Annotated in this window: 18 protein-coding genes; all 18 read left to right on the top strand. The window is 69.9% G+C overall.

The features are described 5' to 3' along the window. Nucleotides 1-24: 24 nt before the first annotated feature. The 18 genes from QN163_08830 to QN163_08745 all read left to right on the top strand — a co-directional run bounded on the left by QN163_08830 (nucleotide 25) and on the right by QN163_08745 (nucleotide 15,912). A complete protein-coding gene (locus tag QN163_08830) occupies nucleotides 25-1,194 on the top strand; it encodes a sensor histidine kinase (GenBank protein ID MDR5684115.1) in 1,170 nt (389 codons plus the stop codon). Between the two features lie 11 nt (nucleotides 1,195-1,205). Beyond that, nucleotides 1,206-1,787: a response regulator gene (locus tag QN163_08825; protein MDR5684114.1), complete on the top strand. Its 582-nt coding sequence runs from the start codon at nucleotides 1,206-1,208 to the stop codon at nucleotides 1,785-1,787. A gap of 3 nt (nucleotides 1,788-1,790) precedes the next feature. Then, complete coding sequence (locus QN163_08820) at nucleotides 1,791-2,201, top strand: phage holin family protein (protein MDR5684113.1); 411 nt, start codon at nucleotides 1,791-1,793, stop codon at nucleotides 2,199-2,201. Then, nucleotides 2,144-2,341, top strand: coding sequence for a hypothetical protein (locus QN163_08815; GenBank protein MDR5684112.1), 198 nt, complete (start codon nucleotides 2,144-2,146; stop codon nucleotides 2,339-2,341). The genes QN163_08820 and QN163_08815 overlap by 58 nt, the downstream gene beginning before the upstream one ends. Before the next feature lie 38 nt (nucleotides 2,342-2,379). Next, a complete protein-coding gene (gene tatA / locus QN163_08810; protein ID MDR5684111.1) occupies nucleotides 2,380-2,547 on the top strand; it encodes a twin-arginine translocase TatA/TatE family subunit in 168 nt (55 codons plus the stop codon). Between the two features lie 67 nt (nucleotides 2,548-2,614). After that, on the top strand, nucleotides 2,615-2,878 hold the full coding sequence (locus tag QN163_08805; protein ID MDR5684110.1) for a DUF4321 domain-containing protein: 264 nt from the start codon (nucleotides 2,615-2,617) through the stop codon (nucleotides 2,876-2,878). An 81-nt stretch (nucleotides 2,879-2,959) separates the two neighbouring features. Further along, complete coding sequence (gene radC / locus QN163_08800) at nucleotides 2,960-3,661, top strand: DNA repair protein RadC (protein ID MDR5684109.1); 702 nt, start codon at nucleotides 2,960-2,962, stop codon at nucleotides 3,659-3,661. Nucleotides 3,662-3,699: 38 nt separating this feature from the next. Next, nucleotides 3,700-4,734, top strand: a complete 1,035-nt coding sequence (locus QN163_08795; GenBank protein MDR5684108.1) for a rod shape-determining protein — start codon at nucleotides 3,700-3,702, stop codon at nucleotides 4,732-4,734. Nucleotides 4,735-4,759: 25 nt separating this feature from the next. Further along, the gene (gene mreC / locus QN163_08790; protein ID MDR5684107.1) at nucleotides 4,760-5,581 is read left to right on the top strand and encodes a rod shape-determining protein MreC; all 822 of its coding nucleotides are present in this window, start codon (nucleotides 4,760-4,762) and stop codon (nucleotides 5,579-5,581) included. A 17-nt stretch (nucleotides 5,582-5,598) separates the two neighbouring features. Continuing rightward, nucleotides 5,599-6,123 carry a rod shape-determining protein MreD gene (gene mreD, locus QN163_08785; protein MDR5684106.1) on the top strand — a complete coding sequence of 175 codons (525 nt, stop codon included), beginning with the start codon at nucleotides 5,599-5,601 and terminating at the stop codon, nucleotides 6,121-6,123. An 11-nt stretch (nucleotides 6,124-6,134) separates the two neighbouring features. Further along, entirely contained in the window at nucleotides 6,135-7,916 is a 1,782-nt protein-coding gene (gene mrdA / locus QN163_08780) for a penicillin-binding protein 2 (GenBank protein ID MDR5684105.1), read from the top strand. Beyond that, entirely contained in the window at nucleotides 7,913-9,043 is a 1,131-nt protein-coding gene (gene rodA / locus QN163_08775; protein ID MDR5684104.1) for a rod shape-determining protein RodA, read from the top strand. Before mrdA ends, rodA begins: the two co-directional genes overlap by 4 nt. 26 nt (nucleotides 9,044-9,069) lie before the next feature. Then, entirely contained in the window at nucleotides 9,070-10,719 is a 1,650-nt protein-coding gene (locus QN163_08770; GenBank protein ID MDR5684103.1) for an Rne/Rng family ribonuclease, read from the top strand. Nucleotides 10,720-10,796: 77 nt separating this feature from the next. Further along, entirely contained in the window at nucleotides 10,797-13,481 is a 2,685-nt protein-coding gene (gene alaS, locus QN163_08765) for an alanine--tRNA ligase (protein ID MDR5684102.1), read from the top strand. Between the two features lie 6 nt (nucleotides 13,482-13,487). Further along, on the top strand, nucleotides 13,488-13,991 hold the full coding sequence (ruvX, locus tag QN163_08760) for a Holliday junction resolvase RuvX (protein ID MDR5684101.1): 504 nt from the start codon (nucleotides 13,488-13,490) through the stop codon (nucleotides 13,989-13,991). 19 nt (nucleotides 13,992-14,010) lie between these two features. After that, on the top strand, nucleotides 14,011-14,304 hold the full coding sequence (locus QN163_08755) for a DUF1292 domain-containing protein (protein MDR5684100.1): 294 nt from the start codon (nucleotides 14,011-14,013) through the stop codon (nucleotides 14,302-14,304). Between the two features lie 66 nt (nucleotides 14,305-14,370). Beyond that, nucleotides 14,371-15,366, top strand: coding sequence for an endolytic transglycosylase MltG (gene mltG, locus QN163_08750; protein MDR5684099.1), 996 nt, complete (start codon nucleotides 14,371-14,373; stop codon nucleotides 15,364-15,366). Nucleotides 15,367-15,393: 27 nt separating this feature from the next. Further along, on the top strand, nucleotides 15,394-15,912 hold the full coding sequence (locus tag QN163_08745; protein MDR5684098.1) for a YqeG family HAD IIIA-type phosphatase: 519 nt from the start codon (nucleotides 15,394-15,396) through the stop codon (nucleotides 15,910-15,912). The last annotated feature ends 56 nt before the right edge of the window (nucleotides 15,913-15,968 follow it).

Raw genomic sequence — 15,968 nt, 5'->3', positions numbered from 1 at the left:
GAAACCGGTACACTTGTGGACGTGGTGCGGCAACGGCGTTCGCGGGCATCCGTACCGGACGGGGTGGGTGTGTTCCGGCGCTTGCGGGCCGCGATGGTCGACTTCGCGGTCGCGACGACCTCCCGGCACCTGGCCGCGCACCGCGACGACATCCTGCGTCGGTGGCAGCAGAGCCTGCACCGCCGCGTCGCGCGGTACGCCGGGCAGCCCGACTGGGTCCGGGAGTGGGGGCGGCAGACGGTAGATCTCCTCGTCCAGGTGATGCGGGCAGACCAACCCCAGGAGAAGGCGGCGTCGCGCGATCGGGTGTTCGAGCACGCCCATCGGGTCGCGTCCCGCCAGTTGGATCTGGGGTTCACGCTCGAGGAGATCCTGCAGGCACTCAGTCTGTTGCGCGGGAGCGTGGGCGCCCAGGTGCAGGCGATGCTCAACCGGCGCCTGTGGGTGGCCTTCCCCCCCGACGTCATGCTCGCCACCGAGCGCGTACATGAGGCCATCGATCTACAGATGCTGGCGATCGGCCAGGCGTACCTGGAAGCCCGCGACCGCGTGATCCGAAAGAGCCAGCAGGACCTCGAGCAGAGCAACCGACAGCTGAGGACGCTGCTCCAGGAGATGCACCACCGCATCAAGAACAACCTGCAGACCCTGGCCGACCTGCTGTACCTGGAGACCATCGACGCCCCCGGGCCGGCGCAGAAGAGCCTGCGCGACAGCATCGGACGCGTCAAGAGCATCGCGGCGGTGCACCAGATGCTGTCGGCCGATCAGATCGAGGAGGTCGACGTCCGGCGGCTCGCAGAACGGATCGGCGAGACGATCGCCAAGGACCTGGCCGGCGCGGGCCGCAGTGTGCGCGTCGGAGTCGTGGGCGAGCCGCTGCGGTTGCCCAGCAAGCAGGCGACCTCGCTGGCGTTGGTGCTGAGCGAGCTGGTCACCAACGCGCTGGAGCACGCCTTCGTCGACGGCCGAGGGAACGTCGTCATCTCGCTGGGGGCGTCGGATCGGGACGTCGTCGTCTCCGTGCGCGACGACGGGCGCGGGTTGCCGACGGGGTTCGCCCTGGAGCGGGACGCGCACCTGGGCCTGCGGATCGTCGGCGACCTGGTGTCCCGCGACCTGCGGGGGACGTTTGCGCTGCGCAGCGAGAACGGAACCGTGGCCGAGATGCGGTTTCCGAGAAGCGGAGGGTAGGCGAACTGCCCATGGGCGAGCGGCTACGCATCCTCATCGCCGACGACGAGGCCATCCGCGTGATGACTCTGCGGACGCAGCTGCGCTCGCTGGGATTCGATGTCGTGGCCGAGGCGAGCACGGGTGCGGAGGCCGTTCGCCTGGCCGAACAACACGAGCCGGATCTTGCGATCCTCGACATCAAGATGCCCGAGATGGACGGGATTGCGGCGGCCCACGAGATCGTCCGGAGGCGGCCGATCCCCATCATCCTGCTCACGGCCTACAGCGAGCTGGACCTGGTGGAGCGGGCCAGCGAGGCGGGGGTCTTCGCCTACCTGGTGAAGCCGGTCAGCGAGGAGGAGTTGCTGCCGGCGATCTTGTTGGCGCGCGCGCGGTTCGAAGAGTTCCGCGTGCTGGAAGGGGAAGTGCGCGACCTGCGCGAGGCACTGGAGGCACGCAAGGTCATCGAGAGGGCGAAGGGCATCCTGATGAAGCGCCTGGGACTCAGCGAAGCCGAAGCCTTCCGCCGGATGCAGGTGCAGAGCCAGAAGGAGAACCGCAAACTCGTGGAGATCGCGCGGGCGATCGTGACCGCGCACGGTGTGATGTGACCGATGGCCGAAGAGATCTCCGTGTCCGAGGAATGGCGTGCCCTGGTGGCGGACCTGAGGGCGCTCGCGAGCAAGCACGCGGCGCTGGTGCGGGAGGAGGTACAGGAGGCGGCGGGTGACATCGTTCGGGCCGGCGCGTGGATCGCCGTGGGAGCGGTCGCAGCGCTGGCGGTGGTCTTGTTCGTGCCGGTCGTGGTCACGATCGTGCTGTCCGTGTGGTTGCCGACCTGGGCAGCAGCCCTGCTCGCCACGGCGGCGGCGGTGTCGGCGGCGGGCGCGTCTCTGGCCGTCGGGGTGCGGAGGCTGCGGCGGCCGAAGATGCGGCGAACGCGACTGGCGCTGCGCGAGGACCGGGTGTGGATACGGGACCTGATCGACTCGCTGCGGAGATTCCGCAGATCCGGGCGCGGATAGAGCGCCGCGTGCTGCGCATCCAGGAAGCGGTGCGGACCGCGATCCCGCGCGATCCGATCTTGCGCGGCCGGTGGGCGGCTGTCCTGGGGTTGCTGGTCTCCTGGGGTGTGGTGTCGCTGAGCACGCGGCGGCGCCCCTGAACCGGCCGGCGGTGGTACAATCACCGCGGAGGTAGCAGATGCCGTTCGGAATCGGCACGACCGAACTGATCATCATCCTGATCATCGCGCTGCTGATCTTCGGCCCCTCACGTTTGGCTGGCATCGGCAGTTCGTTGGGCAGGGCGATCCGCGACTTCCGCAAGTCCGTCAAGGACGAGGACAACGACGAAACGGGCAAGACCTGAACGCTCCTGATATCCCGTCGAAGGAGCGAGGGCTGTCCCTGCATCTGTCCACCCGCTGCCCGCACGGATGACGCGCCGTTCCCACCGGCCGTGGCTCGCGCTCGTCTTCGTCGTGCTGACGGGGGGACTGGTCGGCCATGTCCTCGCGCAGGCCGTGGGCACGCTGCCGGGGCTGGCGTTTCTGTCGCGTACGGTCGAGCCCGGTCTGGACCCGTCCCTTCACATCGACGCCGGCCTGGTGACCCTCACGTTCGGATTCACCGTCCGCCTGAACCTGGCGGTCCTGATCGGCGTGCTGATCGCCCTGTGGGTATGGCGCGCCGTACTGTAGGCCGCGCTCGGGCCGGTCTGCGGGCAGTGCTCCCTCCACGAATTCCCGCTCCGACCGCGTTGTCCAGGGAGGAGAAGCCCCATGGTGTACGACGAACGCGGTGGACCGGTCATCCGTGAGCTGCCGCCGGAGGCCCGGCCACGGGAGCGGCTCCTCGCCGACGGTCCGGAGAGCCTGAGCGCGCGCGATCTGCTTGCGCTCCTGCTGCGCAGCGGCGCGCGGGGACAGTCCGCCCTCCACCTAGCCGACCGCCTGCTCGTCCGCTTCGGTGGGCTGAGGGGTCTGAGCCGGGCCCGGCCGGAGGAACTGGCCTCTGCGCCTGGCGTCGGCGTCGCCAAGGCCGCCGTGGTGCAGGCCGCCTTCGAGCTGGGGCGCCGCGCGCACGGCCTCGATGCGGCCGAACGCCCGGTGATCCGCAACGCCCAGGACGCCGCTGCGGCCGTCCGGCCGCGTCTTGCCGACCGCGACCAAGAGCACTTCTGCGTGATCCTCCTCAACGCCCGCCACGAAGTGATCGGCATCGTCGAGACCTCGCGCGGAGGGCTCAACGCCGCATCGGTCGCCGCCCGGGAGGTCTTCCGGGAGGCTGTGCGGCGCAGCGCACACGCCGTCGTCCTGGCCCACAACCACCCTTCCGGGAACCCGGAGCCCAGCCCGGAGGACGGGCGGCTGACGGCGGCGCTGCGCGAGGCGGGCTCGATCTTGGGGATCGCGGTGCTCGACCACATCGTGGTCGGAGACGGCCGGTTTGTCAGCTTGCGCGAGCGCGGGGTAGGATTTTAGGAGCGCTTGGGGTACGGTGGGCGGCGCGGGAGGACGAGATGACGCGAAACGGGTTCTTGGGCCGGCTGTCCCGGGACATGGGCATCGATCTGGGAACCGCGAACACCTTGGTGTACGTGCGGCGCGAGGGCATCGTGCTCCGCGAGCCTTCGGTCGTGGCCAAGCGCAACGACGGGCACATCCTGGCGGTGGGCGATGAGGCCAAGAGGATGATCGGCCGTACGCCGGCCGACATCCAGGCGACCCGCCCGCTGCGGGACGGGGTCATCGCCGACTTCGACACGACGTCGACGATGCTCGGCTACTTCATCCGGCGGGGCCTGCGCGGCCGGTCGTTGTTCAAGCCTCGGGTCATCGTTGGCATCCCGTCCGGTGTCACCGAGGTCGAAAAGCGGGCGGTGATCGACGCGACGCTCCAGGCGGGTGCGCGGGAAGCCTACCTGATCGAGGAGCCCATGGCCGCGGCGATCGGCGCCGGACTGCCTGTGTCGGAGCCGGTTGGCAGCATGGTCGTGGACATCGGCGGCGGGACGACCGAGGTGGCTGTGATCGCGCTGGGCGGGATCGTGACCAGCAAGTCGGTCCGCATCGGCGGCGACGAGATGGACGAGGCGATCATCCAGTACGCGCGGAAGGTGTACAACCTGCTGATCGGCGAGCGGACCGCAGAAGAGATCAAGATCGCGATCGGTTCAGCCTACCCGCTGCGCGAAGAGCAGTCGGTGGACGTCCGCGGGCGGGACCTGGTCTCCGGACTGCCGCGGACGGTGCGCATGACCAGCGCGGAGATCCGCGAGGCGATGGCCGAACCGATCGCGACGATCGTGGATGCGGTCAAGCAGACGCTGGAGCGCACGCCGCCGGAACTGTCTGCCGACATCGTCGACCGCGGCATCGTGCTGGCCGGCGGGGGCGCCCTGCTGCGCGGGATCGACCGGTTGCTGGCCGAGGAGACCGGGATGCCTGTGACCCTCACCGACGACCCGCTGTCGGCAGTCGTACTCGGAACGGGGCGTGCGCTGGAGGAGATCGACGTCCTAAAGAAGGTGCTGGTGACAGCCAAGAAGCTGTAGGAAGCCCGCAGACGAGGGCGCTTCCATGATCGCGACCGGATCGCGCCGCACCGTCGGCGTACTGCTCGTCCTGCTGCTGGCGGTCATCGTCACCCTCACGGGGCAGGTGCGGTCCACCGACCGTCGGCAGGTCGGCCCCCTGGGACACCTCCTCCTGTCGTGGCTGACGCCGGTGCAGCTCGGCATGAATCACGCGGCCGACACCGTCATCGGCTGGTGGCGGGGGCTCAATGAGATCGGGCAGCTGCGGCTGGAGAACGCCCGGCTAAGGGCCGAGGTCGAGAGACTGACGCGCGACGTGGCGACGCTGCAGGAGGCCGCGGCGGAGAACGCCCGGCTTCGCCGCCTCGTGGAGTTCCGGGCGCAGACCGCGGTGAGCACCGTCGCTGCCCGCGTGGCGATGCGGGATCCCAGCCGCTGGTTCACGACGATGACCATCGATCGCGGGGCACGCGATGGCGTGCGCACGCGCGACGCCGTCGTGACGGCGGACGGGCTGGTCGGGCGCGTCATGGAAGTCTACCCGACGGCGGCGCGGGTGCTGCTGATCAGCGACCCGCGCAGCGCGGTCGGCGTCCTCGTCCAGAGCACCCGGGACGCCGGGGTGGTGGAAGGACAGGGCCGGGACGTGCTGCGGCTTCGGTACGTCTCGCGCGAGTCCTCCCTCCGTCCGGGCGATGTGCTGATCACGTCCGGGCTGGGCGGGGTGTTCCCTCGCGGGATTCGCGTGGGAACCGTCCGCGCCGTGCTGCGACCCCCCGGCGCCCTCTTCCAGGAAGCCGAGGTCGTGCCCGCGGCGACGGTGGGGCGGCTGGAAGAGGTGCTCGTGATCGTGGGGCGCCGCTGACGGCGCCCTCCCCGCAGATGGGGTCGTTTCGCCTGGGCCTGCTGCGGGTCGCCCTCTACGCGGCCGCCCTCGTGGTGGCGACACTGATCGAGAGCACCTGGACCGCGCGGCTGGCGCTGCTGGGTGGAAGGCCGGATCTGGTGCTGGTCCTGGTCGTCGCCCTCGCGCTGCACCGTGGCCCGGAGTTGGGTGCCGCAGTGGGGTTGGCCGGCGGTCTGCTCCAGGATCTGGTCGGCGGCCAGTCGCTGGGTCTGATGGCAGGTCCCAAACTCGTCGTCGGGTTCTTGTTAGGCCTGATGACACGGACCCTCTACGTGGAGAACGTCCTCACGCCGGTCGCCCTGCTCGCCGCGGCAACGTTCGCCAACGGCTTTCTGGAACTCGGCCTGGGCGCCCTCACGGGCTATGCACCGCCGCCGTGGGAGGACGCGGCGCCCACCGTCGCGGTCGCTGCGTGCTATAATGGCGTGGTCGCGCCGCTCGTGTTCGCTTGGGTCCGCCGCGCCGAACGATGGTTTCAGCGGGCGGCCGGCACCGGCTGACTCCCGTCCCCATGGATCGCGACAAGCCGTCCCACCTTCCGATGCGTCTGGCGTCCCTCGGCGTGGTGGTCTCGGTGATGTTGGGTCTGCTCGCTCTGCGACTGTGGCAGCTGCAGGTTCTCCAGGGCGAACACTACGCACAGCTCGCAGAGGGCAACCGGCTGCGCATTTACCGCACCGCCGCACCCCGGGGCCTCATCCTGGACCGGCGCGGCGTCCCGCTCGTCGCAAACCGCCCGTCGTTCTCGGTGTCGATCCTTCCGCTGGAACTGGGCGAGCCCGACCGGGTCCTGCCACACCTGGCGGCGCTGCTGGGGGTCCCCGAAGGCGAGATCCGCAGGCGGCTGGCCGGGTCGCGCACGCCGCCCTTCGAGCCCGTCCGGATCCGGCGCGACGTCGGCCTACGTGTGGTCACTGCGATCGAGGAGCGGCGGACCGAGATGCGCGGGGTGGTGGTCGAGGCCGAGCCGGTGCGCGTGTATCGGTACCGGCAGCTGGCGGCGCACGTGTTGGGCTATTTGGGCGAGATCAGCGCGCAGGAACTCGCCGTGCTGCGGCCGCGCGGATACCGGGCCGGCGACCTGATCGGCAAGGCAGGGATCGAGCGCCACTACGATGCCTTCCTGCGCGGCGACGACGGCGAGCAGGTCGTGGAAGTCGACGCTTCCGGACGGCCGCTGCGTGTGCTGCGCGAGCAGACGGCGCGGCCCGGCCGCAGCGTCGTCACGACGCTGGATCGCGAACTGCAGGCGCTGGCCGAGGCCGAGCTGGCCGGGCGGGCCGGCGCGATCGTCGCGATGGATCCCCGCAACGGCGAGATCCTCGCGATGGCCAGCAATCCGACCTACGACCCCAACCTGTTCGCAGCCGGGATCTCCGAGGCGACGTGGGCACGATTGAGCGAAGACCCCCGACACCCGCTCCTCAACCGGGCCGTCGCCAGCGCGTACGAGCCGGGATCCGTCTTCAAGGTCGTGACGGGCCTCGCGGCACTGGCCGATGGCAAGGCCACGGCCGGATCCCGCTTCTACTGCAGCGGGTCGCTGACGCTGGGGCGGTGGGTGTTCCGCGACCTGGCCGCGCACGGGAACATCGACTTCCTGACGGGAGTGGCGCAGTCGTGCAACGTCATGTTCTGGCAACTGGGCCGCGCCCTGGGCCCGGACCGCCTCCGCGCCCACGCGACGATGCTCGGGCTGGGCGAGCGGACCGGCGTGGACCTGCCGTCGGAGGCGGAGGGCATCATCCCGTCGCGCGAGTACAAACAGACGCGCTGGCGTGAGCCGTGGTATCCGGGGGACACGCTCAACATGGCGATTGGTCAGGGGTTCGTCCTGGCGACGCCGCTGCAGATCGCACGCATGGCCGCCGCGATCGCCAACGGCGGACAACTAGTCCAGCCGCGCCTGGTGCGCGCGGTCGTCGACGGCGAAGGGCGGGTCGTCCGGCGCATTGAAGCGCGCGTGCAGCGGAGGGTGGATCTGCCGCCGGCCGCGCTGCAGGCCATGCGCCGCGGTCTCGAGGCGGTCGTCGTGCGGGGCACGGGCCGTGCGGCGGCGGTTCCAGGCGTGGCCGTGGCGGGCAAGACCGGCAGCGCCGAGACGCCGCGCGGCCGGCCGCATGCGTGGTTCGTCGGGTACGCGCCCGCCGACCGGCCACAGATCGCCGTGGCCGTGCTGATCGAGCACGGCTACCGCGGAGGGCTCAGCGCGGCACCCATCGCGCGCCGGATCGTCGAGGCGTGGTACAGCGCGTCGGCCCAGCATAGGCGACCCGCCGCCGGCAGGCCATGACCCACGCCGCCATCCCCCTGCCCACCGCGGAGGAGAAGCCCCGGCGCCTGCGGTACGTCGACGGATGGCTGCTCGTCGTCACGCTGCTGCTGGTGGCCATCGGCACCGTCATGGTGTGGAGCGCGACGAGGACGCCCGAGGCACCCTGGGGTTTGGTGCGCGCGCGCACCGCCCACCTCCTCGTCGGTCTGGTCGCCATGGCGGTGTGTGCGGCCGTACCCTACCGGTCGTTGGGTGAGATCTGGAAGGTCGTGTACGCGGCGAACCTCGTTCTGCTGGCGCTGGTGGCCGTGGCGGGTCGCGCGGCCCTGGGTGCACAACGCTGGCTGGTCGCCGGACCCGTGAGCCTGCAGCCCTCGGAGTTCGCCAAGCTGGGGATCGTCGTCACGCTGGCCTGGGTGCTCAGCCAGCGCCGGGAACCGTTCCGGCGGCCGACCGACGTCGTGGCCTACCTGCTGCACGTAGCACCGGCGTTCGTGCTCGTCTTCGTCCAACCCGACCTGGGCACGTCGATGGTGTTCTTGGCCATCGTGTTCGCGATGCTGTTCGCCGCAGGCGTGCCGGCGCGCCACCTCGCGGGGCTCGCGGGGGTTGGGCTGGCCGCCCTTCCTCTGCTGTGGCAGATGCTCAAGCCCTACCAGCGTCTGCGCCTGATGGTCTTCGTGGATCCCCAACTCGACCCGCTGGGCGCCGGCTACAACCTGATCCAGTCGAAGATCGCAATCGGGTCGGGCCAGATGTGGGGCAAGGGGCTGTTTGAAGGAACGCAGAACGCGCTGCGGTTTCTGCCGATGCAGCACACCGACTTCCTGTTCTCGGTGATCGGAGAGGAACTCGGCTTCGTCGGCGCCGTTGCGGTCCTTTTGCTCTTGTGGGTGTGGCTGATGCGAGCGCTGCGCATCGCGCTCGTGGCCCGCGATCCCTTCGGCGCCTACCTCGCTGTGGGCATCGCCTCGATGGTCGGTTTTCACGTCTTCGTGAACGTGGGGATGACTGTGGGGATCATGCCCGCCACCGGAATCCCCCTGCCGTTCCTGTCGTACGGAGGGAGCTCCCTCGTGACGAACCTGGCGGCGGTGGGCCTGCTGCTCAGCGTCGCCATCCGCCGCCGGAAGATCGAGTTCTGAAAGCCGCTGCGCACAGAGGGCTGGGCATGAACAAGCAGATCGTCGCCAACGTCGAGCCGTTCGAGACCCGCGTTGCGCTGTTCGAGGAGGGCCGGGTGCAGAACATCCTCATCGAACGCGGGGACCCGCTGGCCGGAAACATCTACAAGGGCAAGGTCACCAACGTCCTGCGCGGCATGGATGCGGCGTTCGTGGACATCGGCCTGCCTCGCAACGCCTTTTTACACGTGGCCGACATCCGCTCCCACCGCATCGGGGGCGAGGACCTGGAGGACGCCATCGGCGAGGGGTCGATCCAGCAGCGGCTGCGGCCGGGTCAGGAGATCCTGGTGCAGGTGACCAGGGAGCCGATGCGGACGAAGGGGGCGCGGGTCACGACGTACGTGGCTCTGCCGGCCTACTACATGGTGCTGATGCCGACCGTCTCTTACGTGGGGGTGTCGCGGCGCATCGAAGGGGAGAGCGAGCGGCGGCGGCTGCGCGAGATCGCCGAGCGGATCCGGCCCCAGGGCATGGGTCTGATCGTCCGCACCGCGGCCGAGGGGGTCACCGAGAAGGACCTGCAGGACGATCTGCGCTACCTGCTCAGCGTGTGGGCGCGGGTGCTGGACCGGGCACGGGCGGCCCGCGCCCCGGCGCTGCTGTATCAGGACCTGCGCCTGATCCGCCGGGTGGTGCGGGACCTGTTCACCGCTGAGGTAGAGCGCTTCGTGGTCGACTCTCCCCGCGAGTACGAGCGCATCGTCGATCTCGTCGGGTCGTACGCGCCGCACCTGCGTACCCGGGTCGAGCTGTACAAAGACGCCGAACCGATCTTCGAGCGGTTCGGCGTCGAACGGGAGCTTCACAACGCGCTGCGCCGCAAGGTGTGGCTGCCCTCGGGCGGCTACATCGTCGTGGACCGCACCGAGGCGCTGACCGTGATCGACGTCAACACGGGCAGGTACGTGGGCAAGAGCGATCTGGCGGCGACGATTCTGCACACAAATCTCGAGGCGGTGGGGGAGGTGGTGCGACAGATCCGCCTGCGGGACATCGGTGGGATCATCCTGGTGGATTTCATCGACATGGAATCGGAGGCACACCGCAGGCAGGTGCTGGCGGCGCTGCACGAAGCGGTCAAGCGCGACCGATCCAAGATGCACATCATCGACCTGACGCAGCTGGGTCTGGTCGAGATCACGCGCAAGCGTGTCTACCAGGACCTCGAGGAGGTCATGCGGATGCCTTGCCCTTATTGCGACGGCAAGGGTCGCGTGCTGTCTGCGGAGACGATGGCCCACCGGGTCCGGCGGGAGCTTCGCCGGATGCTGGTCGCCCAAAAACCGGCGGCGCTTGCGGTCCACGTGCACCCGCTCGTGTACGCGGAGCTCACCGAGGACGGTGGAGCGTGGCTGCGCCAGCTGGAGACGCAGACCGGCGCGACCGTTCGGATCGCCGCGCGCGAAGGCATGCACCTGGAACAGATGGACGTCACGCCGGCGGCGACCGCCGCGGCGTTGGAGGTCGGCGCAACGGGGCGGCGCGGCGGGCGCATCCACTGGCTGGACACCGACGAGGACGTGGTGGACGTCGCGCTGGACAGCGACGAGGAGCAGGAACGCGCCCTGGCCATGCTGCGCCGCCAGGGGACATGGTGGGACCGCATGCGCCGCCTGCTCGCGCGGCGTCCGTAGGGCCGGGGATCGCACGCCGCGGGCGCTGAGTGGGCTGACGCCGCACCGCCCACCACGGTATCCTGAAGAGTGGTGCGATGATGCGATCGAACGAGATCCGTGAGACGTTCTTGCGTTTTTTTGAGCAGCGCGGGCACCTGCGCGTGCCGAGCATGTCGTTGGTGCCGCCCGATCCGACGCTGCTGTTCACCAACTCCGGCATGGTGCAGTTCAAGGACGTGTTCCTGGGCCGGGCACGCCCCGCGCACCCCCGTGTCGTAGACGTGCAGAAGTGTATGCGGGTGGCCGGCAAGCACAACGACCTGGACGACGTGGGCCGGGACGGGTACCACCACACCTTCTTCGAGATGCTCGGCAACTGGTCGTTTGGCGACTACTACAAGGAAGAGGCGATCGCGTGGGCGTGGGAACTGATGACGGAGGTCTGGGGTCTGCCCCGCGACCGTCTGTGGGCGACCTGTTTCGAGGACGAGCGCGGTGAGATCCCCCGCGACGACGAAGCCGCCGACATCTGGCGGGCACAGCCGGGATTCGACCCCTCCCACGTGTTGTTTTTCGGGCGCAAGGAGAACTTCTGGGAGATGGCCGATGTGGGACCGTGTGGGCCAGACAGCGAGATCCACATCGACCTGGGCCCGGATGCCTGCGACAAGCGGGGCGTGAGCGGACACGTCTGCCGCGTGAACGGCGACTGCGAGCGCTTTCTGGAACTGTGGAACCTGGTGTTCATCCAGTACAACCGCACCGGTCCCACGACGCTGGAGACGTTGCCCGCCAAGCACGTCGACACCGGCATGGGCTTCGAGCGGATCGTCCGCGTGCTGCAGGGCGTGCCGACGAACTACGACACCGACCTGTTCCAGCCGCTGATGCGGCGCGTCCAAGAGCTGAGCGGGCAGACCGAAGCCCAGCGGCGGGCTGACCCCGTGCCCTACCGGGTCATCGCGGACCACGCCCGTGCCGCCGCGTTTCTGGTGGCCGACGGGGTGGTGCCCGGCAACGAGGGACGCAACTATGTGTTGCGGATGGTCGTCCGGCGCGCGGCCCGGTTCGGGCGGCGCCTGGGACTGGACCATCCGTTCCTGGCCGACGTCGCCGACCAGGTCGTGCTCGTCATGGGGGACGCCTACCCGGAGCTGCGCCGTCACCAGGCGTTCATCCGTGAGGTGCTGACCGGCGAGGAGGAGCGCTTCGCCCAGACGCTGCACAGCGGGCTGGGCCGGCTGGATGTGGCGATCGCGTCCGCCCGGGCGCGTGGACAGACGCGCCTGTCGGGCGAGGAGGCCTTCCGCCTGTACGACACCTACGGCTTTCCGCGTGAGATGACCCAGGACATCGCGCGGGAAGCGGGGCTGGAGGTCGACTGGGAGGGCTTCGAGCGCGAGATGGAGCGGCAGCGGGAGCGCGCGCGGGCGCAGTCGGCCTTCCGATCGGAACACGCTCCGGCGGCGCTGCGGGCCCTGGTCGAATCCCATCGGACCGAGTTCGTAGGCTACCGCAGGCACGCCGCCCGAGCGACGGTCGTGGCGATCCTGCGCGGCACGGAGATGGCGGACGCCGCGCAGGACGGGGACGAAGTCGGCGTCGTGCTCGACCGCACGCCGTTCTACGCCGAGGCGGGTGGCCAAGTCGGGGACACCGGCACGCTCCGGTTCCCCAAGGGCAGGGTCGAGGTCCGGGACACGCAGAAGCCCGCCGGGGAGGTGGTGATCCACTTCGGCGTCGTGCGGGGCGGGATCCTGCGTGTGGGGGACCGTGTGACCGCTCGCGTGGACTCGGCGCGCCGGCGCGAGATCATGCGCCACCACACCGCGACGCACCTGCTTCACCGGGCCCTGCGGGAGGTGCTCGGAGAGCACGCCCGGCAGGCGGGGTCTCTGGTGGCGCCCGACCGGCTGCGTTTCGACTTCATTCACCTGAAGCCGCTGACGGCCGACGAGAAAAGGCGCATCGAACGCCGGGTGAACGAGAAAGTGTTAGAGGCGATTCCGGTGCGCGCTCAGATCCTGCCCTACCAGCAGGCGATCGAACGGGGCGCGATGGCTCTGTTTGGCGAGAAGTACGGCGAGCGGGTCCGGGTGGTCTCCATCGGGGAGTACAGCCGCGAGCTGTGCGGCGGCACCCACCTGCGGAACACCGCCGAGGTCGGCCTGTTTCGGATCACCCAGGACAGCGGGGTGGCTGCGGGGATCCGGCGCGTGGAAGCGGTCGCGGGGTGGGCGGCCTACGAGTGGGCGGCGCGGCAGGCGGTGTTGGTGGAGGAGGTCGCCGACCGGCTCAGGTCTTCTCCGGAGGAAGTGCCTGCGCGGTTGGAGCGGTTGCAGCGGCGCCTGCACGCGCTGGAGCGCGAACTCCAGACGCTGCAGCGGTCAGCTGCGGCGGCCGACATCGACCGCACGCTGTCAGGGGCCGCCGAGGTGGAGGGCGTCCGGGTTGTCACGGCACGGTTCGACGGTCTCAGCCGCGAGGCGTTGCGCGGTCTGGGCGACCGCTTGCGGTCGCGCCTGGGCAGCGGTGCCCTGGTGCTGGGGGGCGCACAGGATGGAAAGGTCGCTTTGGTCGCAATGGTGACGCGCGACCTGTGCGACCGCATCCGCGCCGGCGATCTGATCCGTCCGGTGGCGGAGATCGTCGGGGGCAGCGGAGGCGGCAGGGCGGAGGTGGCCGAAGCCGGAGGCCGCAACCCGGACAGACTCGACGAAGCGCTGGCCCGCGTCCCCCACGTCCTGCGCGAGATGCTGGCGCGCCCGGCCAACCGGTGACGGCGCATGGCCGAACGCGCGGACCCCAGATCGCCGACCACCTCCGGTGGCCTATGCATCCTGGGCGTCGACTGGGGCAGCAAGCGCATCGGGCTGGCGTTGAGTGACCCGACCGGTACGATCGCCCGGCCACTTCCGAACGTAGAGCGACGAAGCGACGCGCAGGCCGCCAAGGCCGTGGCACAGATTGCGCGCGCGCATGGGGTCGTGCGCATCGTCGTCGGACTGCCGAGGAACATGGACGGCTCGGAAGGCCCGGCTGCCGCAGCCGCGCGGCGTTTCGGGAGTCACTTGGCCGCCGCGACGGACCTGACGATCGAGTTCTGGGACGAGCGGTTGACCACCGCCGCGGCCGAGCGGGCGCTCGTCGGTGCGGACGTCTCCCGGTCGCGACGCCGGCGTGTCCGGGACGGTGTTGCGGCCGCGTGGATGTTGCAGGGATACCTGGCGGCCCGCACACCCGGCGGGCGGCCCAGCCCGGGGTCAGGACCGGTGAGCGAGGACGCATGAAGGAGAGCGGGAGGCTGCCGTGGGCAAGGAAAACGGCGACGGGCAGGACGTGATCACGGTCAGCGACGAGGAAGGCAACGAGCATCAGTTCACCGTACTCGGCTACGTGGAGGTGAACGAACGCCGGTACGTGGTGGTCATGCCCAGCGGCGCTTCCGAGGACGAGCCGGCCAGCGTATTGCGCCTGGAGGACGAGGACACCCTGGTCGGCGTGGACGACGACGACGAGTTCCAGCGGGTGGTCGACGAGTTCGTGCGACAGGGCGATGACTTCGAGATCGAGCTGGTCGATCCGGATAGGGCTCCCCCGTAGGTTCCGGTACGCCCGGCCGTCCGATGAGACGGCACCGGTCCGCCCGCGGGTCGGGAGGGCGAGGATCTGAGGCGGGCCCTGGGGGCGCTGCTGCTGGCGTTGGCGGCCGTGGGCGGCGGCGCCTGGACGTATGTGGGTTGGGCGCTCGGCCCGGTGGGGACCGGACCGGCTGTCCAGGTCACGATCCCCCAGGGGGCGTCGACTCCCCAGATCGCCCAGACCCTGCGGGAGCGGGGTCTGATTCGGGACGCGTGGGCGTTCCGGATGCTCGCGCGGTGGCAAGGGCTGGAAGCCAGGCTCCAGGCCGGGGAGTACCGGTTCGCGCCCGACGAGGGCGCCCGGCGCATCCTGTCGCGGCTCGCGGCGGGGGACGTGGTCCGCTACCCGGTCACCATTCCGGAAGGCTACACGGTCGCGCAGATCGGTGAGGCGCTCGCGCGCGCGGGTCTGGCGGACCGGGAGCGCTTCTTGCGCTTTGCCCACGAGGCCGACCGCTTCTGGATCCCGCAGATGCGCGGCAACGCCACGGGGTCGCTGGAGGGTTACCTGTTCCCCGATACCTACCTGTTGCCGCGGGGCCTGCCCGAGGAGAGGATTGTGCAGATGATGGTGAACCGCTTTCGCGAGGCCGCCGGCGCCCTACTCGCTGGCCCGCTGCCCTTGGGTCTTACCGCCCACGAGGTGGTCACGGTCGCTTCCCTCGTGGAGCGCGAAGCACGCCTGGCCCCCGAGCGCGCGCGGATCGCCGGTGTCATCTACAACCGTCTGCAGCGCGGCATGCGCCTGGAGGTGGACGCCACGGTTCTGTACGCGCTGGGTCGGCACAAGGATGTGGTGCTGTACCGCGACCTGGAGGTGGACTCGCCGTACAACACCTACCGGTTTGCGGGGTTGCCGCCCGGGCCGATCGCAAATCCCGGGCTCGCCGCGATCGAGGCCGCGGTGCGCCCGGAAGCCCACGACTTCCTGTACTACGTAGCACGAACCGACGGCTCCCACGTCTTCAGCCGGACCTTGGAGGAACACAACCGTGCGATCCGCGCCATCCACGGCGACCGTTGACGCGGACCGCGCGCCCGCAACTGGACAATGAAGCGGGGCAGGGGGCTCGTCCCCGACGCGGCAGTCGGCCGCATCAGCGAGATACCGCTTGAGGCTCTGCGGGCCCGTGGGATTGCGGGGGTCATCTTTGATCTAGACAACACGCTCGTGCCGTACCGCACGGACGAAGTCCCCTCCGACGTCCAAGCGTGGGTGGCGGCGTTTCGCCGGTCCGGCCTGCGCGGTGCGGTGGTCTCGAACGCGAACTTTCGGCGCGCCGCGACGCTGGCGCGGCACTTCGGATGGCCGGCGATCGGGGGACTGCCCAAACCCAACCCGTGCCGTCTGGTGCGTGCGATGCGGGCGATGCACACAACCCCGGCGACGACCGCCTTGGTGGGAGACCAGCTGTTCACCGACGTCCTTCCCGGAAACTGGTTGGGGCTGTACACGATCCTCGTGGAGCCGATGGATCGTCGTGAGTTCGTCACGACCCGACTGATGCGGTGGCTCGAGCGCGTCGTCGGGCGCGATCGGTTGGTGCGGTGCACCCGCGCCCCGGACTAGGACGGCAGGAGTATTGCTCTTGTAAGTGGAAGCCAGTCCGAGACGGTTGCGGCGCG

This window comes from Armatimonadota bacterium, from assembly GCA_031432545.1.
In the GTDB taxonomy this organism is placed as follows: domain Bacteria; phylum Sysuimicrobiota; class Sysuimicrobiia; order Sysuimicrobiales; family Sysuimicrobiaceae; genus Caldifonticola; species Caldifonticola tengchongensis.
This window is presented reverse-complemented; position numbering and strand designations above follow the sequence as displayed.